This is a genomic window from Bradyrhizobium roseum (assembly GCF_030413175.1).
GTDB lineage: Bacteria > Pseudomonadota > Alphaproteobacteria > Rhizobiales > Xanthobacteraceae > Bradyrhizobium > Bradyrhizobium roseum.
Genome location: NZ_CP129212.1, coordinates 1,370,126 through 1,387,178, shown reverse-complemented (window position 1 = coordinate 1,387,178; position 17,053 = coordinate 1,370,126). Strand labels below are relative to the sequence as shown.

Annotated in this window: 15 protein-coding genes; 3 read left to right on the top strand and 12 right to left on the bottom strand. The window is 55.9% G+C overall.

The window, feature by feature from the left end; genetic code table 11:
• Positions 1–209 precede the first annotated feature (209 nt).
• The 11 genes from QUH67_RS06505 to QUH67_RS06455 all read right to left on the bottom strand — a co-directional run bounded on the left by QUH67_RS06505 (position 210) and on the right by QUH67_RS06455 (position 11,989).
• Complete coding sequence (locus tag QUH67_RS06505; RefSeq protein WP_300945848.1) at positions 210–593, bottom strand: hypothetical protein; 384 nt, start codon at positions 591–593, stop codon at positions 210–212.
• A gap of 10 nt (positions 594–603) precedes the next feature.
• Positions 604–1,371 (bottom strand): hypothetical protein, encoded by a 768-nt coding sequence (locus tag QUH67_RS06500; RefSeq protein WP_300945847.1) that lies wholly within the window; start codon positions 1,369–1,371, stop codon positions 604–606.
• A gap of 147 nt (positions 1,372–1,518) precedes the next feature.
• On the bottom strand, positions 1,519–2,592 hold the full coding sequence (locus tag QUH67_RS06495) for a S1C family serine protease (RefSeq protein ID WP_300945846.1): 1,074 nt from the start codon (positions 2,590–2,592) through the stop codon (positions 1,519–1,521).
• A 35-nt stretch (positions 2,593–2,627) separates the two neighbouring features.
• Positions 2,628–3,296, bottom strand: a complete 669-nt coding sequence (locus QUH67_RS06490) for a matrixin family metalloprotease (RefSeq protein WP_300945845.1) — start codon at positions 3,294–3,296, stop codon at positions 2,628–2,630.
• 363 nt (positions 3,297–3,659) lie between these two features.
• Positions 3,660–5,981: a S8/S53 family peptidase gene (locus QUH67_RS06485; RefSeq protein WP_300945844.1), complete on the bottom strand. Its 2,322-nt coding sequence runs from the start codon at positions 5,979–5,981 to the stop codon at positions 3,660–3,662.
• Positions 5,982–5,989: 8 nt separating this feature from the next.
• Positions 5,990–6,829: a trypsin-like serine protease gene (locus tag QUH67_RS06480; protein WP_300945843.1), complete on the bottom strand. Its 840-nt coding sequence runs from the start codon at positions 6,827–6,829 to the stop codon at positions 5,990–5,992.
• Between the two features lie 15 nt (positions 6,830–6,844).
• Positions 6,845–8,032 (bottom strand): hypothetical protein, encoded by a 1,188-nt coding sequence (locus QUH67_RS06475; RefSeq protein ID WP_300945842.1) that lies wholly within the window; start codon positions 8,030–8,032, stop codon positions 6,845–6,847.
• Positions 8,033–8,889: 857 nt separating this feature from the next.
• Positions 8,890–9,171: an excisionase family DNA-binding protein gene (locus tag QUH67_RS06470; protein WP_300945841.1), complete on the bottom strand. Its 282-nt coding sequence runs from the start codon at positions 9,169–9,171 to the stop codon at positions 8,890–8,892.
• A gap of 403 nt (positions 9,172–9,574) precedes the next feature.
• Entirely contained in the window at positions 9,575–10,432 is an 858-nt protein-coding gene (locus tag QUH67_RS06465) for a type I restriction enzyme HsdR N-terminal domain-containing protein (protein WP_300945840.1), read from the bottom strand.
• 362 nt (positions 10,433–10,794) lie between these two features.
• On the bottom strand, positions 10,795–11,133 hold the full coding sequence (locus QUH67_RS06460) for a hypothetical protein (RefSeq protein ID WP_300945839.1): 339 nt from the start codon (positions 11,131–11,133) through the stop codon (positions 10,795–10,797).
• A gap of 211 nt (positions 11,134–11,344) precedes the next feature.
• On the bottom strand, positions 11,345–11,989 hold the full coding sequence (locus QUH67_RS06455; RefSeq protein ID WP_300945837.1) for a hypothetical protein: 645 nt from the start codon (positions 11,987–11,989) through the stop codon (positions 11,345–11,347).
• A gap of 146 nt (positions 11,990–12,135) precedes the next feature.
• On the opposite strand from QUH67_RS06455, the gene QUH67_RS06450 reads away from it, so the two are divergent.
• From QUH67_RS06450 to QUH67_RS06440, 3 genes are all read left to right on the top strand, one after another.
• The gene (locus QUH67_RS06450; protein WP_300945836.1) at positions 12,136–13,185 is read left to right on the top strand and encodes an AbiJ-NTD4 domain-containing protein; all 1,050 of its coding nucleotides are present in this window, start codon (positions 12,136–12,138) and stop codon (positions 13,183–13,185) included.
• 18 nt (positions 13,186–13,203) lie between these two features.
• Positions 13,204–13,902 (top strand): hypothetical protein, encoded by a 699-nt coding sequence (locus tag QUH67_RS06445; RefSeq protein WP_300945835.1) that lies wholly within the window; start codon positions 13,204–13,206, stop codon positions 13,900–13,902.
• 234 nt (positions 13,903–14,136) lie between these two features.
• A complete protein-coding gene (locus QUH67_RS06440; protein WP_300945834.1) occupies positions 14,137–16,443 on the top strand; it encodes an AAA family ATPase in 2,307 nt (768 codons plus the stop codon).
• A gap of 355 nt (positions 16,444–16,798) precedes the next feature.
• Here QUH67_RS06440 and QUH67_RS06435 read toward each other — a convergent pair whose 3' ends face one another.
• Positions 16,799–17,032: a helix-turn-helix domain-containing protein gene (locus QUH67_RS06435; RefSeq protein ID WP_300945833.1), complete on the bottom strand. Its 234-nt coding sequence runs from the start codon at positions 17,030–17,032 to the stop codon at positions 16,799–16,801.
• Between the last annotated feature and the right edge of the window lie 21 nt (positions 17,033–17,053).

The window sequence follows — 17,053 nt, the reverse complement described above, 5'->3', positions numbered from 1 at the left end:
GTAGCGATGAGTTGGCCGGTTGCTATCAGCTCGTAAAGTTAGTGCGCCCCAAGCCGGTTACTTCGCACGCTTCGTCGATCGTACAGCTCAGACGCTCGGCAAAAGGAATCGTCTTTACCTCTCGACCATTTGCAGTCGAACGAACATTATTCGGCGATCTTCGTCTATCGTTCGCCAAATTGGCAGTCCGCAGCGCCTTCGATCGAGCATCAGTTTTTAGGCGGGGCTCGCCGTTGCGTTCCTGAGGTCCGGCCAAGTGCCTCTACGATCGCGCTCTCTACTTTTCGAACGCTCTTTTCATTGGCATCTCGCCCCTGGGACATCTCCTCCGTTCCTTTGCAAACCGTCCCTGAGACATCTGCGCACAGGCAGTATGCGCGTACAGTCATGGTATTGACCTTGTCTATCCTTGTGATGAGCTGGTTGCCGATAACGCGGCAAGCTTCAGGGCTACGTGTTTCTATCTGGCTAGTGCTTTGAAGGGTCCAGTTGATTTTTGTTTCCAAGTCCGCTTTGGAAATGCCCTTCGGATCGACCGGCGGTTGCCCAACGAAATACAAGATCAGAAGGGTCGTCGGCAGTGACTCAGCCATGGTGCCCCCCTTATTGGCCGACTGCCCGCAGATTCTGCAATTGCTGCCGAATCTGCTGCAGCGAGACCTGTTGGTCTTCTAGAATCGAAATGCTTGATGTTACCTGACGTGCCTGGTTTCGCTTGAACCCGTCGCCGCCAGCCGGCAACGTCACGAGATCATATTTTGCCACGACGGCCGGCTTCTTTGTGAATACAATGCTCAGCGTCTGGTCGAGCTGAAGGTACCCTCCAAGCGTCAAAAAGTCGGTGCCAGGCGGGAATGTATAGGTGTAGCTCGCGGTCCCATTGAACTTAACGACTACTTGCGCCGTGAATTTTGGATTGTCGATGACCGAACCCGCTACCGCGTTGGCTTGCACGGAACGATAAAGCCATTCTTTAATGGCCAGATTCTTTGTGAGCGAATGGTACGAAATCGTTTCGCGCTCGCAGGGCAGAGCGCTATCAAGGATTAGTTTTTCAGAGTCGAAATTGAAATCGACGCTTCCAGTACGGTTTCCCCTCATATCAAGAGTGACACCGTTACCGCCTCCCACAATCCAGTTCGAGAAGCGAGTCGTCGCGGGAGGGGGAACCTTCCGAGTTAAACCGGCACCGGGAACGATGTCCGCTTCCGATTTCGGATTCAGCGTGACCGCGATTTTCCAGTTTCGCGCATTGAACAATTCGTGCGGTACCTCCCGATCAAGCGTACCGAGCGCATCCTGAAGTTCACAGGCGGAATGGAGCATGATCTCCCGCATCGGAAGTGCCCAGTCCGGTGCAATGTCGGGCATGACGGCGCATCCGCCGAGCCCGCATGCAAGCGTAAGCGCTATTCGCTGCAATCGTGCCACTTTCGCCCCTTACCGTTCGTTCGCAATCGCCGCTCGTTTGAAGATTGCTTCCCTCGCTATCGATCGTGTACGGCTGTCGTCTAATTCCTATTGTGCGTTATCCCCTCCGATGCGCTCTTGTCGCAGCGTCACGTATCCGGCCCACCACCCGCGCCAGCGATCGATAGCGGGACCGCTTTCCAAGCGGTACGAAAAGACAGCAGATCCTCCGCCGCTATCAATGTTACAGACAATATCGTTGGCATGATTTGCGCTCTCCGCCTTCGGCGTACACGCGACGACCTTGTAGCCGGGCTCTGCCTGGAAACGAGACTGATAGTTCCGGGAATGCGATGCCAACGCTACTGGATGATCGTCCTTGGTCTCTGAAACTGTATAGCTCCGTTGAAGTGCGGTAGGACCCGGAGGTGCTTTCGATGATCCTGAATCACCGATCGCGATTGAGGTGCTCGCATCGACGACCAGATCCTCCTGAGATGCGCGCCAGCAACGCTTTTCCTGGGGGATTTCGTCTATGTGCTGGTAGAGGGGGCTCGCGACGAGCTCTGATACCGGGATGAAGTAGTTTACGCCGTTCACGTTGCGCGTCTCGCCGCCGATCGTCCACTGGACGATGCCGCCGGATGCGATACCCAATAGGAATCCATGGTCTTCGAATGCCGGCCCCCCGCTATTGCCCGGGTTCATGACAGTGTCAGTCTGCCATCTGACTTCTTTGGGAGGTGAGCCTTGGTTGCTGATCAAACCGCCCGATAAGCTGAGGTCCTGGTTTAGCGGAAAGCCGAGTACCAGCACTGTTGTACCCATCGGGGCTTGGGATGGGTTCAACAAGATAGGCATTGGACAATGCTTACCGCCGGCATCCGAGACAGGCGTACTCAACTGCAGCAACGCCAAGTCCCGCTGCGGATCACGTGCCAGAATAGTAGCGGATTGCGGATTGTTTAGGCGGGATTTGAGGCGGATGAAGATGTCCAGCCGCTTGTAGTTGTTCGCATCCGGAACAACATGATTATTGGTAACGATGAGCGTCTCACCAATTAAAAGGCCGGAGCCCGCACCGACGTCTTGTTTGTCGTTGAAGAGCGTCCCGATCGTCTCCACGTGGGCGACGCGGGCATTGTATTTTCCGGCGACCTTGACCGCAGCCGCGTCAGCCAAGGCGCTGACGGTAAGGCATTGCGCAATCGAGACTCCTAGCCAGGTTTTCCATAAAAGGCTTGGAGCGCCTCGATGTCGAGGTCGCTGAGTTTGCCGTCGCCGTTCCATATCGGGTTACAATAATTCATGATGGATTGTGGATCGTACTTCGTAACGTTGTAGTCGCCAGGCGTTCCTTGGGCGTCCTTGTGGCATTCGGCGGGAGCGTCTGCACGATTTTGCTCATGGGCAAAACCCAAGGCATGCCCGAACTCATGAGCCGCGACGGCGTATACACAGAACTCGCGGGTCGCCTGACAGCTTTTGCTCCATGTCTTGAAGGTAAAGTTGAGGACCATCCCGTCGGGGCGCTGGTCGAGAAACTTGCCGAGTGCCTTGGTGTGGGCGCCCTCATCCGAAATGCGAATATGGATTCCGGGCGTGTCTTGTGCACACTTCCCCCATCCTTCGAATTTAATCCTCGAATAACGCTGCCACGTTTCCTCCACAGCCGATCGCACGATCAAACGGTAAGGCGCGTCGTCTGTGACTGGATTTTCCCAGCAGACCTGGATGTTCAAACGCTCCCACTTTGACGCTTTCAGAACGGTACCGAAGGCCTCTTCCTTGGAGACACCCGCTGGAAGAGCGGCTTGAGCTCTCGCGCTGGACGGCTGAATCACAGCTGCGCCGGACGTGACGAGGGCGAATAACGCGAAAGCCAAACAGTAACTCTTCGAAGGCATCGTAAACGCCCGCGCATCAAACGCATCAATGAACAGATCAAATCAATCATAAGTTGGGACAGATCGCAAGTGCCCGCGAGCGATCACTCTCAATCTCTCATTGAACATCGTTTCTCCTCGTCCCTCCGTAGCCGAAGTTAGATGCCGACCTGCAACGACAAGAACGTAGAGGCAGCTAAGCGATGCACCAAATACCGGTCACCGCCCTCGCGCAACGAGCGCAAGCCGCCCGGAGGTTAGCCGTGCCTCTTCCAGGCAGGCGGCGATGCTACGAGGCCGCATTGAGCTGCTTCGGGTCTCTCGTCCCGGTTCGGACCGCTACGCGCAAAGCCCGACATCGGCCTACGGCTGCCACAAGTCGCAGTTGTCGCAGAAGGTGATGCTCTCGAGATTTCTGAAATCCAGCGTCTCGGCGGGCCCGAGTCTTAGTCCATCGTCAGATGCCACGGCCTCCTGAAAGCCTATGCTGCTGAGCTGGCCGCTCGCCAGCGTGCAATTCGGAAAATCTATCGCCCCCTGATTGGTTGGCCCAATCTTGCGGACGACGCTAACCTCGTCAGGCGTGTCGGTGCGATGAACTTGCGCAAAACTGTTCTGAACGAACGGGACATTGCAAAGCGTGCGCCCGGGAGCCCAGGTAATGCGCCCGAGACGCATCTTTCCGTCACCCATGCGTACAACGTCAAAAGGAGTAGCGAGCGCTGCTGGTATATCGAGCACCCGGGACGATCGTGTTGTTTTCCGAAGGTCGCTGGAGAAGCGGCCGCTCGACAGGATTCGCGCCTTGCGCCTTGCACCGGCCGTGAATTCCTGGAGCAGGTTGGAAGCAAAGGACGCCAGCGGGGCGGAGAACGATGTACCGCTCAGCACGACCGGCTCGAACTTTTGCGATGTGCTGTTCCAGGACAAGGTCGGCACCGCGCAACCTGGCGCGCCGATATCGACAAAGGATTGGCTCTTGTTGGATTTCGCCCAATATCTGTTGTCGGATGACACGGCGCCAACCGTCAGTACATTTCGCTTGGACGTGCCGCCCCACTGCGCCGGGATGATGCCGACCACGTCGGCTCCATCATTGCCGGCGGCGATCACAAACAGAACTTGTTGCTGCTCGTTGAAATAGCCGCTGAAGTCGGGCGCCTCTTCCATCGTCTCGATATTGAATTTGAGGCTGAGGTTGACGGACACGATATCGGCTTGACCCCAGCCGGTTCCGGACAGGCTTCGCGTGACCGCGTTGGCATCGACACCCAACTTGTTGCCGGGAATCCGCTGATAGCCCATTAAGTCGACGATGAAGCCGCCTTGTGTATCGATGTATTGCCAGAGCCAGCCTTCGTCCAGAAGCTGCGTCCCTCCGAGCGCCAGCGCGAGCACGCCGACGCCGTGGCTGGCATTTTCTGAGTTCTCGTTGAAGTATTCCGGTGGACGCGCGACCGTCCACAAGAAGCGCTCCCTCAGTGGATCGTCATCGCGCGGACTAGGATGGAAGAAATTTTGGCTGAACGGGGCGGTGCCGACCTTCCCGCGCGGGAATCCGGTGTCGAGGATCAGCAGCCTGCCCGTAAGCGGCATTTTACCGATGCGTTTGCGCGCTTCTAGGACGGTCTTGAGTTCGTCGAGATCGATCGGCCATTTCTTGGCCGCGCCGGGCGTGCAGTCGCCGGCGCCGCCACTGAGCGGTTCGGCAAAGTACGGCGTGAACTTCGACAATTGGCCGACCGCCGAGCCCGTCGGCGGCAAAGCAGCGAAGATTTCCTTCGCGGCCGCCTTGACATCGGTACCCTCCTTGAGGGTGAGCTGATATCCGCCAGGCGCGAAATCCGACGTAACAACGCTGGAGCCGGTAGGCAGTCTGCTGAAGTCAGTCGTCTGATTGGACGCCCGAATATCTTGCGCTCGCGCAATGCGCTCGAAGGCGGTCGAATTCAGGATCAGGTTGCTGTCGAGCGACGTTGCGTCGGTGGCGAGCGACCCTTTCAGCAGCTTCTTGTATTGTTCGCTCGCACCAGGATCGAGAATGCGCCCGCTGTCGAATCCCGCGACGATGGCGGGGCCCTGCTGGACCAATTTCTTTGGAATCGTCTTGTTGAGATGTTCATAGCCTATCAGTTGCCCGCCCCAATTAGTGCTGGAGACATCCTCGAGCGCCGCGGTCGTACTCGCGCTTGCGATCCATTTGGTGCTCTTGGGGAGCGCGGCAGCAGACGGCTCGGTCTTGCGCATCGCATCCTGCAACGTACGCGCCGTGGTCGGGGTCAGCTTGCCCCATTCGATGCGCGTGTTCGATGCCTTGGCCGTCGCAAGCTGCTCATCTGCATAGAGGCAGGCCGGAAAGACCAGCGTTGCGTCCTTGGTAAGAATCGTCTTCCCAGATCGAATATCCTCATTGCCGGCGTTGGCCGATAGAAAGACCGGAAGATAGTAGCGGCGCGCATTGGCGGTACCGCAGATCTCCGCGATCAGCTTCAAGATGTCCGAGTTGGCCTTGGCCGGGATCATCCGTTCTTTTCCGAGCTTGGCGGCCGCTACCACCAGCTCGGGAGTGAGTTTTTTCGTTTTAATGAGAAGGTCCTTGCTGGTGTCCTGGCCAAGAGCCGATGGCGAACAGAGTCCAAGCAAGGAAATAATGCAGCAGGAGACGAGCAGCTTACGAGCGCGCATCGTGGCCCTCAAGGCGAGAATCGATCGTGACAAAACCGCGCGTCCTGGTGAACGCCGCATATGCGTGCCTTCCTGTCGTCTGCCCAGTCGCGGATGAAGTCCGCCATCACCCCGGTAAGTCCTGTTATCGCGGAGACGCGGTTAACAGCGATATAGCCCGAATTGATGCCGACGATCGACCGTGGATTTACCGGCTTGTCGTCGACCGCCAGCATGTAGGCGGAGCCGCCGCTGTCACCCGGACAAATCACGACGCCGCCCCGGGTTCGAACATGGCCGGTCGGCAACGTGGCCAACTGGTATACCCTCGCGCTGCCGCCATAAAGCTCGCCGTCGCCGGCGAGTGTATTCACATTGCGACAGCCAAACCCGAGCAGATACAGGTTGCTGTCGATGCGTACGCGCGTCGACCGCAGATCGAGATTTTCAAATCCTATGGTGCTGGGGAAATCCTTCGAACTGTAGCACAAGGCAATATCGGCCTCGAGTGTCTCGCGGACGAAAAGCGGATGCGTGGTGCAGTCGATCGGAAATATATCGGCGCCCAAATCCACTTTTGCCTGGGTCGCACCAGCGACGCAATGTGCCGCCGTAATCACCGCGCGTTCGCCAACGATGGTGCTGGTGCAGGCGAAATTATCCGACAGAAAATATTTGAGCGTTGCCGGCCACGTCGCTACGTCCTGCCTAGTGCCGCCGTCGATCTGGGGGGCGCCTGCGCCGGCAGGCGTAGCTTTCTTCATGACGATTTCGGCCGCGTAACCGGACGAAATGCTGCCAAGCGCGAGTAGCAGCGCGGCAGCGCCCAGCGACCGTGTCACGCGCTGGCGACGGGATTCATCAGACATTGCGAAGCTCCAGCCCTATTGCTTCGGCTGGGCGCGGAATAGCGACCAAACGAAATCCAGTTGAGTATATCGGAGGATCGACTTGCCGCTGGCGTCCTTGGTAACGAACCAGTTCGAATCCGGCGGTCCGTTAGCGCTCTCGCCATTCGGCATAAAGACCTGTAGCCGATCGTTGCCGCTCGCGCCGATGGTCGCGCGTGCATGGCAAGTGATGCACGACGAGCTCTTCTGGAACCCTCCTTCGGGTTGCGAGTTCGCGAGCAGCGTAATGTTTCCACGCGAGTCAACGAAATCTGTTTGCGTGCCCCTCAGCCGAAAGAACGCCCATTTGGTTCCCTGTAAACCGATTCCGCTGGGCGCCAAGTTGCAATTATGCGGAGCGGTCGGACATGCAAAGCTGTCGCGCGATTCGAGCATCCATGGTTCATTTCCCGGGCGCGTTGGGTTATCGACATGCTCGAAGGTTGCCCAGAACCAATTCGGCAGATCCTTCGTGGTGATATGGAGCGCGGTTAGACCGAAAATGATGGTCGTGTTGCCCTGGCGAAGCGTCGTCCAGTGGTACCGGAGCTTGTCCGCTTCGCTAATCACACGCCATTGCGCCTTGATCTCCTTTGCCGGAAGCGGGAACGAGATCGTCAATTCACCGGCCTTGGCGAGCGCGTTCTGGCCGTCGCGATTGTAAAGCGTCTTGCTGCGGACGAATTCGTAGGCCTCCTTATTGAGGCGGGTTTCGTTGATTTGGTTTATTGCCGCGACGGGATCAAACGCCGGCTGAAAAATTCCAAGTTGATTGTCGCGGGCGATTTGTTGGAGCGGCCTGGGATCAACGTCGGTAGCGTTCCGCGAGGCGACCACAGCCGGCTGGTCCAGCCAATCGCCGGGATCCTTTCCATCCGATCGAAAAACCTCACCGCGCGCGTTCTTCCAAGTTTCCCAGACAACCGGTCCGTCCGCACCAAATTTTGCGGTAGGACTTGCCGCGCGCTTTGTCACATCTGCTGGCCAATTGAGCGCTACAAACAATTTCCACGCATACTCGTCAGGACGATTAATCGCGGCCGCCGTGTCCTGCGGAATATCATAGGGCTCGCTTTGGGCAGGTGTCCCTAACACTAAGCAAACCGCGGTCAGAACCATGAAACGTCTAAGGGCCGGACTATTTAAAAATGCGGAAATGAAGAACGGAACCAGGCGATACATCGCAGCCTCCGATCAATAAAATATGCCTATATCATGGGTTGTGCGACCGAGGGATGTCAAGACATCAATTTCAATCGAGGATGGCGGTGCCCGGGTCCCTTTGACGCCCTTGGGTTCGGCCGCTCGTTCCTCGGTTGACTTCGGCAAGTCGAGCTCGGAGACGCCGTCGCTCGGTCCGGGGCAGAAGCGGCGGCGCAGGCAGCGGGACCTGTCCCTACCGTGCGATCAGCCGTTGAGGCCTACATCAAGGAGCGCGACGCTCGTAAACGGCGGCGAACAGGTCGCGACATGCGGTCCGATGCCGCCAACAAACTCCGGCGCTACGTACTCGGCCAAGACAACCGCTGCACTCAGCGAGCGATCGAGGCTACACCTCTCGCGGCGGTGCATCTGCAGGAGGTGAAGGAAGATGATCTGATAATGTGGCGTTAGGGCTTACCGAAGGAACTCAAGGTCACGACAAAACAGCGGCTTATGAACGACCTGCGGCCCCGGCTTTCCGCGAATCGAAAGAAGTTAAATCCCACGTTCCTCACCGACGTGAAAGCCGGCTTCACAGCCGAGCGGATTGAGGACGATGATGAGACGACGGTTAGCTCGAGACAACCAGATCCTCACAGATCAGCAGATCGCTGAACTACTTCAAAAGCGTTGGAAGTTGACAGGGAGCAGAGATACGACGGCGATCTCTATCACATCGTCGTTGTCTGGCCGCGACCGGCGCGCGCTATGCCCAGTTCAGGCGTATGCGCGTGGGCGACCTACAGGTCTCTGAGCGGCGTCTCATGGTGCCAGGGTCGTACAAGGGCCGCGGCGGCAATGGCGGCTCAGGACGTGGGGCACAGCGATGACGCCGCTCACCCACTGTCCTTGGCTATCACACCGGCTTCGCCAAGTAGCGCGAAGAGTGATCGCACCATTATCAAGCGTCGACGTCCGACCGTTGTAGCGATGAGTTGGCCGGTTGCTATCAGCTCGTAAAGTTTAGTGCGCCCCAAGCCGGTTGCTTCGCACGCTTCGTCGATCGTACAGCTCAGACGCTCGGCAAACGGAATCGTCTTTGCCTCTCGACCATTCGCAGTCGACGGAACATTATTCGCCGATCTTCGTCTACCGTTCACCAATTGGCCATCCGCCATAAACCCTCCTCGTCGCAAACAAGACGCTGCATTACGACGTGTTGTGAGACAACATCGAACTATACAATGCGCAACAACGAAGAGACTGCAACAGACCCGTGAAGCACGCGAATGAGTGGCGGCTTTTCAAGCCAGCACTCGCACATGTAATCAAGCTCAGGGAAATTTGGACGAATGTGATGAAACAGTACAACAAGACGTGAAGCAGTCAGATTGAGGGATGGGTATCGTGAAGCAACGCCGATGGTGCTACGATGCAATAGAGGTGATGGGCGAGAACGTATGCTTGGCCGACGCGTATCGTCACGACTAAATGAGGCGACCTTTGCCACCCTCATTTCAACGCGGTACTACCGTCCTGGCCACAGGAGGCGGTTCCAGTTCGATTACATCGCAACGCTGCTTATGCGGATTTCACCGTCACAACTGGTTCAACAATCGCCCTAGGAGGAGTAGCCGAAGCGTCGCCGACCGGAGCAACAGTTGGAGCGTCATCCACAAACTTAACGCCAGCTTTTTTCCGCGTCGCTGCTCGCTGCAAACGCCGAATGTTCTGAAGCGTAGCCTTCGCTTCTTCGCCCTCAATTAAGTCGCGCTTGATCACCTCGTCCTGAAGCAGCGATTTGAGGTATTCGACCTCAACCTTGACGCCAGCACTCATCCGACGAATCTCACGGCGCAGGACTTCCAAGACAAAATCGGTCTGCAAAACCGCAGCTACCGTAAACTTATTGGTCACCTGTTTATGGAGCAGGAACTCCGCCATGGTGTTTTTTGAGAAGCCTTCCCGGCTCAAGTTTCCGAAGCATTCAAGAACTTCAGGGCCTTTCGCACTTGCCTCGATAGCATCCAGATCGAAGACCAAGATCTTCTCGATAGGCTGGCCGAAGTGGACCTTATAGATGCGCCAGTTGACACCGTTCGTCAGCACGACCCACTCAATGCCTTCGTTCGCAGCGTAGTCGATTGCTTGCTTAACGTGTGCATCCTTGAGTTCGATCCCAATCGCTTTGACCTCAATCAAGAAACGAATTTCGTCATCAACACGAACCGCAAGATCAACAAAGGTGCCACGAATGGCGAGCTGACCCGTAACATGAATGTATTTATCATACCCGCAGATGTCGGAAAGCATGTCGTTAACGACGGTGACCGTGTCCGCTTCGCTCACATCGCGCTTTTGCAGGCCAGTAAGGATGCCCTGATATTTCTTCAACTGAACCGCAATTCGAGCCGCTACTTTGGACGATAACTTTGCCATATGTCTATTCCCCCAGTTATCCTTGGAACATTATGCAACTTCTGGAGGAACACAATTGCTTTCGTCGGGATGAGGCCCTGATCATCGTTTTGGGATGAATCGCCCGTAAAGGAGAGTGAATTAGTTTTCTGTTTATGATGCTGCCATCACGAAGCGGTATGCTCGATGCCCCGGCAGAACACAGCCCCTACCGCGCCTATGCCAATGCTAATTTTGCCTTAACTCCTCAGACTGCATATTCGCCCGTATTCACTCCAAAATCGGGCATCTGCAATGTCCATTGGCTACCCAATAACGTCTGGCAGCTCCCGTTACTTTTGGGTGGTGGTGAGCATCTGCGTTTTCATTGGGTATGCTGCCGTTCAAGTCGCGACCAGGATTGCTGACGAACGCGCGACGGGGAATATCATCGGGAAAAACATCTCGACGAAGATGACGGCAGTTAGGAGAGTGAGGGCTAGAGAGCGCAAGAATGCGCGCCAGCCAAAGAGCGGCCGGGTGTAAACGCGGTCGAACACCTCGACCACGGCTGAAGCTACCTCAGAGCGGTCGTACCGTCTTGTAAACCAGTCGGAGAACGCCTTCTTTGCTGGACCGGACGCTCGCATGTCCAGGCGATGGAAGAGGTAATACGTGCCCGCCGCGTACAGAAACGGCAGGCCGACGCCCAGCGCCTTCATGACTTCATTCAGACCCGGCATTCCCAGCTCCCCGAGCACTTTTATCATTAAGCAGCGCGACGGTGCTACTATTAGCGGGTGAATCCTATCGTCCTATCGAGTGAACGGCGGCGCATCTATCGGCGCAACAGTCCTCTTCCAGTTTATCAACCTCACCAAGGCCACAGTGGAGCAGACGCCGTGGATGAGTGCTGTGGCACTGACGCGACAAAATCACAGATCGGGGTCGTTGTTAGAAGGGAGTAAAATTGGGCCGGGAGTGAAATATAACGCGTTGTTGCTTCTTTATCTCTTCTGGCTGCCAGCATCCCGTAGGCAGATCGGTTCGAGACGGCTCGGAAGATGAGGCACGATCTTCGACGGGTTCAACAGGATTACCCCACGCCTCCTCCAACGAATAGCGTAGTTCATCAGACAAACACTCGACACTGTTGCGAAGCCGCGCGTGTCGTCTTTCTCTGTCTTCAGGCGTTGCTGATTCCAGGGCGTTCACCTCCGCGATTACTTCGCGCATTGCTAAACGGACGACGGGGTTTCCTGACATTTCCATTGCACCCCAACGCAAGGCGTATATTTTTTGCTTTGCAGCTTTCCACTCCTTTGACCCCACTTTGACTGCAGTCAGATCGCCAGCGGTCCGTGCGGTTTCCAAGAACAGCTCCATCTTCTTAGTTAGAAAAGGACGCTGCGCTTCTATCTTCTGGGTCTTTTCATACTCGACCAACTTAACCCTATGATCGTTAACGTACGTCCAAGTGGTAAAGAGTCCTCCTAGGATCACCGCTATAATTGGCACCCACGCCTGAACAAACGTGAGAACTGGAGACTTCGTTTCGACTGGCTTGGGCCGCTTGCGCCTGAAACGAATTGACCTCATATTCGCCTCCATCAATCCTAGCGAGCATATTGGGATGGGGTACAATTTGGCAACGGACCGCCGGGGTTGCTGGCAGGCGGTTGCCCGCAACGCGGTCGTTAGGCGCGCCCAAAGATCAACACGTACTAGTTCGGCAGGATGCTGCGGTGCTTACAGACGTCTTCTCCAATCGTTATCTGAACGTACCTATCTGGACTACATTTGGTGAGCCGGAGCGCCGGCTACTCGTCCAAACGTTCCGTATTTTAAAGGAGCAGCTGTTCTCGTATTACGATAGCAGCGGAAACGAGACGCTTCCAATGAAGGCAGTTTGGACGGACTTGCATCCGCGTATCTCAATGGAGCTCGGACTCCCCTCTCTCTCCCCGCTTGTTTATGGGTACTACTCGCCCACAAAACAGTGGATTAGCGGCACGTACACCATCGTTAAGGTTTGCGAAACTTGGATGTTACGTGACCGCACCTCGAGCGAGTCTGCGGATACCTACGTCAAGGAGAGACTGAGTCTCATCGAGCTGGGCTTCAGAACACGGGACGAGCAACTCGCAACCGTCAACCAACACCTACCTACAGCGATCGAAAATGCACGCTTGCGAGCGTCGCGTAAAATACCTGGCACTCTTCAGTTGCCTGGGGATCCGGCTGCGGGTGTCCGAGAGTCTAACAAGAAGCTGAACGATACATTCCGACAGCTCGTCGACGAGTTGAACACTCGCTTTCGACAAGCCGGCTGCAGCTTGCACTACCATAACGGCTTCATCCAGCGTTCGGAGGATAGCCTCGTCCTAAGTACAGTAGAGCAGCCGTTTTGGAACATCGTCGCTGCGCCGAAATGGAAGAACGTCGATATTGATATGAAGGAGGCAGTGGATCGACGCGACGAGGGTACACGAGACCCTGCATTTTATGCAGCTCGTGCTCTTGAGAGTACTATCAAGATTATTTCGGACGAGAAGGGTTGGACTCATGGGGGAGAGCGAGGAGCCCACAACTACATAGATAATCTTTTGTCCAGCAAGGCCAAGTTCATCGAGCTTTGGGAAGCTGAGAGCTTGAAGATATTCTTTTCCAAAATTCGTAACCCAATGGGACATGGTGCCGGTAGCAGCGAAATGATTACTCTTAGTACCTATCAAGAGAGTTGGGCCATCGAATTCTGCATGAGTTGGATCAAAGGACTTGCACTTCGGATGTGATACCTTGGGGGGCGAGCATTGCTCGGCGGACTGTTAGCGGACCTCATTATTATTCTTTCTGTCGTCGTCGCAGGTCTCACGCTGCTGGACTTCTATTTGAGTCCAAAGCAAAAGGCGTGGTTCAACGATAAGGCCGTTGCTGCGTGGGTCCGCTTGGACGAACTCAAAAGCTTTTCACTCGTTGAATGGTGGCGTGACGGCGGTAAGTGGCAGTGGACAATCCTAGCGCTAAGCTGGGCGTTCTTCCTGTACGCTGCCTCAATACCACATCCGAGTGGGACGGAACCGATTCCTGGGCCGCCTTGGGTTGGATACCTTGCTGCGATCATGACTGCGTCCATGCTTGGACGATGGACGATCAAGTATATTCTGCCAGTCGTTGCGACGTCGCCAAGAAGCATTTTCTTTTGGCTACTTCCTTTTCTGGTCTGCGGCGTCACGGCATTTGGTCTTTATGGCTTAAATAGATATCCTCCCGTGCCGGGTCAATTCAACTTCAGCTCCGGACTATTTGGAATCACCGCCTTTTTTGGGTCTATGATTACCCTTGCTTGGATGGTGGCCGTATTACCGTTAGTCCTTGTCTATCTCGCTTCAGCTACCTTAGCGCTGATCGAATTTACTGTCCGAAGGATCGCCGAATACCCCCGCGGCCCGATCCTAGCCCTCAGCGTCTTTGTTGGAGGCGTCGTTGCTATCTTCAGGGCGCTCGTTTGAGCTGACACGGTTAGCGGGCGCGGAACGCGTCGATGCCGAAGGGCTCCCATCCCCTTTGACACGACCTCAACGCTCCTCATCAGGATCCACCCACTCATACGGCGTAATCTCCCGCTGAGGGTTCGAGTCCCTCCGGGCCCACTAATGTAACCTTTATTGAAGGTTGTTCACAACATTTTTGCAATCCCCGTTTGTGACCAGCTCCCATCAAGAATAGTCTGCACGCGTAGGTGCATGATGTTGATCGAACATATCTGCAAACTGCGGAAAGCGGCCATTCTGGCCGAGCTGTCGGCTAAACAGCCAAGTATCGGCTTTAAGCGGTACAACCTGATCTACGGGTTCAACGGCTCAGGGAAGAGCACGTTGTCGCGTTGCTTTGCGGCTATGCAAGGCGATCAGGAAACAGGCCGCCTCCCGACCGGCTGGGAATTCGAGGTCTTGACCAGCGACGGTGCAACGGTGCGTATCGGTGCCGGCAATGCCTTGAGCCGCCAAGTTGCCGTCTTCAACGACAATTTCATTAACGAGAATCTGCAGTGGTCGTCAGGTAAAGCAAGGCCCGTCTTCTACATCGGCAAAGAGCAGGCCGAAGTCGCGGCCGAGCTCAAGAAAACCGAAGCGGCGATTCCTGCCGCCGCAGAGCGAAAAGTTGCCGCCGAGCGCATGATGCGCTCTGAGGAACAGGCTCTGACGACCTTCAAACGTGAGCAGGCCCGCCTCATCTCGCGCGATATCCGACTGGCTAATCGAAAGTACGAAGCGCCGCAATTGACGGCCGACTTTGCGACCCTCGATCTGGGGACCGGCGCGACCCTTGATGAAAAAGCGTTATCTGCGCACAAGGAGCTGTGCCGTCTTGAAGAGGCCATGGCGCAGTTAAGCAAGCCGGCGTTCGACAGCAAAGAGGCTAAGCAGACGCTCGACACCATCGTCGGCCTTCTTCAACAGACGCCAGCTCTTACGGTGATTGCCGAACTGCAGAAGCATCCGGAGATGCTGTTGTGGGTGAAGGAGGGCAGCAAATATCACGCCGATCACGGACTCGCGGACTGCCTTCTCTGTGGCGGCTCTCTTTCCGACGCCCGAAAGGAGATGCTGGCGCAGTCCTTGGACGAAGGGTTCGACACGCTGATTGATCAATTAAGTGAGGCCCGAAGCACCCTCGCGCTGCAGAAAGATCAGTATCTCAAACTCCCCCTGTCGTTGGCCGCCTCGAAAGACGTCACGGCGGATTGGCGAGAGCGTTACAACGAAGCCTCGGCCCGGGTGAACGAAACGGTGAGAGACGCGGTTGTCAACGTTTTCGAACCGGCGCTTGCGGCTATCGACGCCAAGCTCGCACGACCAACCACCAGGCTGCCGGCATCCGCATTGGGTTGGATCGACGCCGTGGCCGAGTCCCTGGCTTTGGTTCAATCCTGGGCACAAGTGATCGACATCACTGCTCAACGGCATAACGAATCATGTGATAAATTCGCCGATCGCCAGGAAGCAGCTCGCATTGCGCTGAGACGCCACTACCTTGCTGAAAAGCAAGGTGGGTACAAAGCGGCAGGTGACGCCATCGACATTGCGAATAAGGCCGTTGATGACGCTACTAGTGAGCTCACCGGCCTAAATGCAACGGCGACCGACCTACGCACGCGCATGAAGGAGCACGGGCAAGCTGCAGCCAAAATCAATCGGCTGATAGAGGCATACCTGGGACATAATGAGCTGTCGATCGTCAGCGTCGAAAACGGCTACGAGATACATCGCCGTGGCAAGCCGATTGCAGGCAGCCCCAGCGAAGGCGAGAAGACGGCGATCGCGCTTTGCTATTTCCTTTCCACCCTTGAAGCCGAAGGCCGCACGATCAAAGATCGCATTGTCGTTGTCGACGATCCGATCTCAAGCCTCGACAGCAAGGCGCTGAATTACGCCTGTTCGCTCTTGCTGAGCCGGCTTGGTGACGCGGCACAGGTCTTCGTGCTGACGCACAATCAGAATTGCATGAACGAGTTTAAGAAGGCGTGGAGCAAGTTTCACAGGCCGCGCAATCCAGCGACCCAGCCAACCGCGTCCCTGCTGTTTCTCGACGTGAAAGTGCCCAAGGGCGGGATCCGCTCGTCGACGCTCGTTGAGATGTCGCGGCTGTTGCGCGAGTACGACTCGGAGTATCACTACCTCGTCGATCATGTCCTGTCGTTCGACGCCAGCGACGACCGTGATTACGAATATGCCTATATGATGCCGAACGTTCTCCGGCGCGTGCTAGACGTCTTCTTGGCGTTTCGATGCCCAGGCAGTGCGGGATTTGCGTCTAAAATGGAGCAGTTGCGCCGAGAACATAGCGCCCTCGATGCGGACCGGGTTGCCGCGCTAGAGCGCCTTGCGCAACTCGAATCCCATTCGGATAATATTGACGACCTGATCGGCTTCTCGGCCATGACTCTCGAAGAGAGCAAGGCTGCCGCAGCTGCCTTGGTGGCGCTTATGGAGATCGTCGATCCCAACCATCTCGAGGGACTTCGCCGCCTCTGCCGTAAAACCGGTTAGTGACCTTTTTCGACGACCCATTGATAAACGCGCGGGGCTTTGGAGATTCGCGACAACTTTAACGGCGATACATACAGGACCGTCTACACAACTTGCATGGAAGGCGCGGCGCGAGAAACCCTTTAGTTCTCGCTTCGCTCGATCCGTGTGCTTGGCTTGATAAAGTAATCCGCCGAAAACGCAATATTGCCGCAGACAAGTACCCGCCATTCAACTGAAAGCCGATCGGTAAGCTTTGTCGTACGAACAAAGTTAGGCGAGCCATGCAATACTATAAGAAGAACCCGAGAGTGGCTTTGCTCGCCTCAGATGAACACTTAGGAATCAATCGCCGGGGAAGCCGGCGAAAGCGACCTCAGCTGCTGCGCTTCTGTCGAGACGACAGCGGTTCCAGCAGCTCCAAATGACTGACTCCTAAGGCCTTTGCAATTTCGTACAAAGTGACGACAGTCGGATTGCGGCGCCCAGACTCTAGCCCACTTAGATATTGTTGGCTGAACCCAGATATGTTGCTGAACTGCTCCTGAGTTAGCTTCTTCTCAAGTCTGATCCTCTTGACGTTTTGGCCGACCAGCCTGCGCATATCCATGCGCGGAAACAAAATCGATTA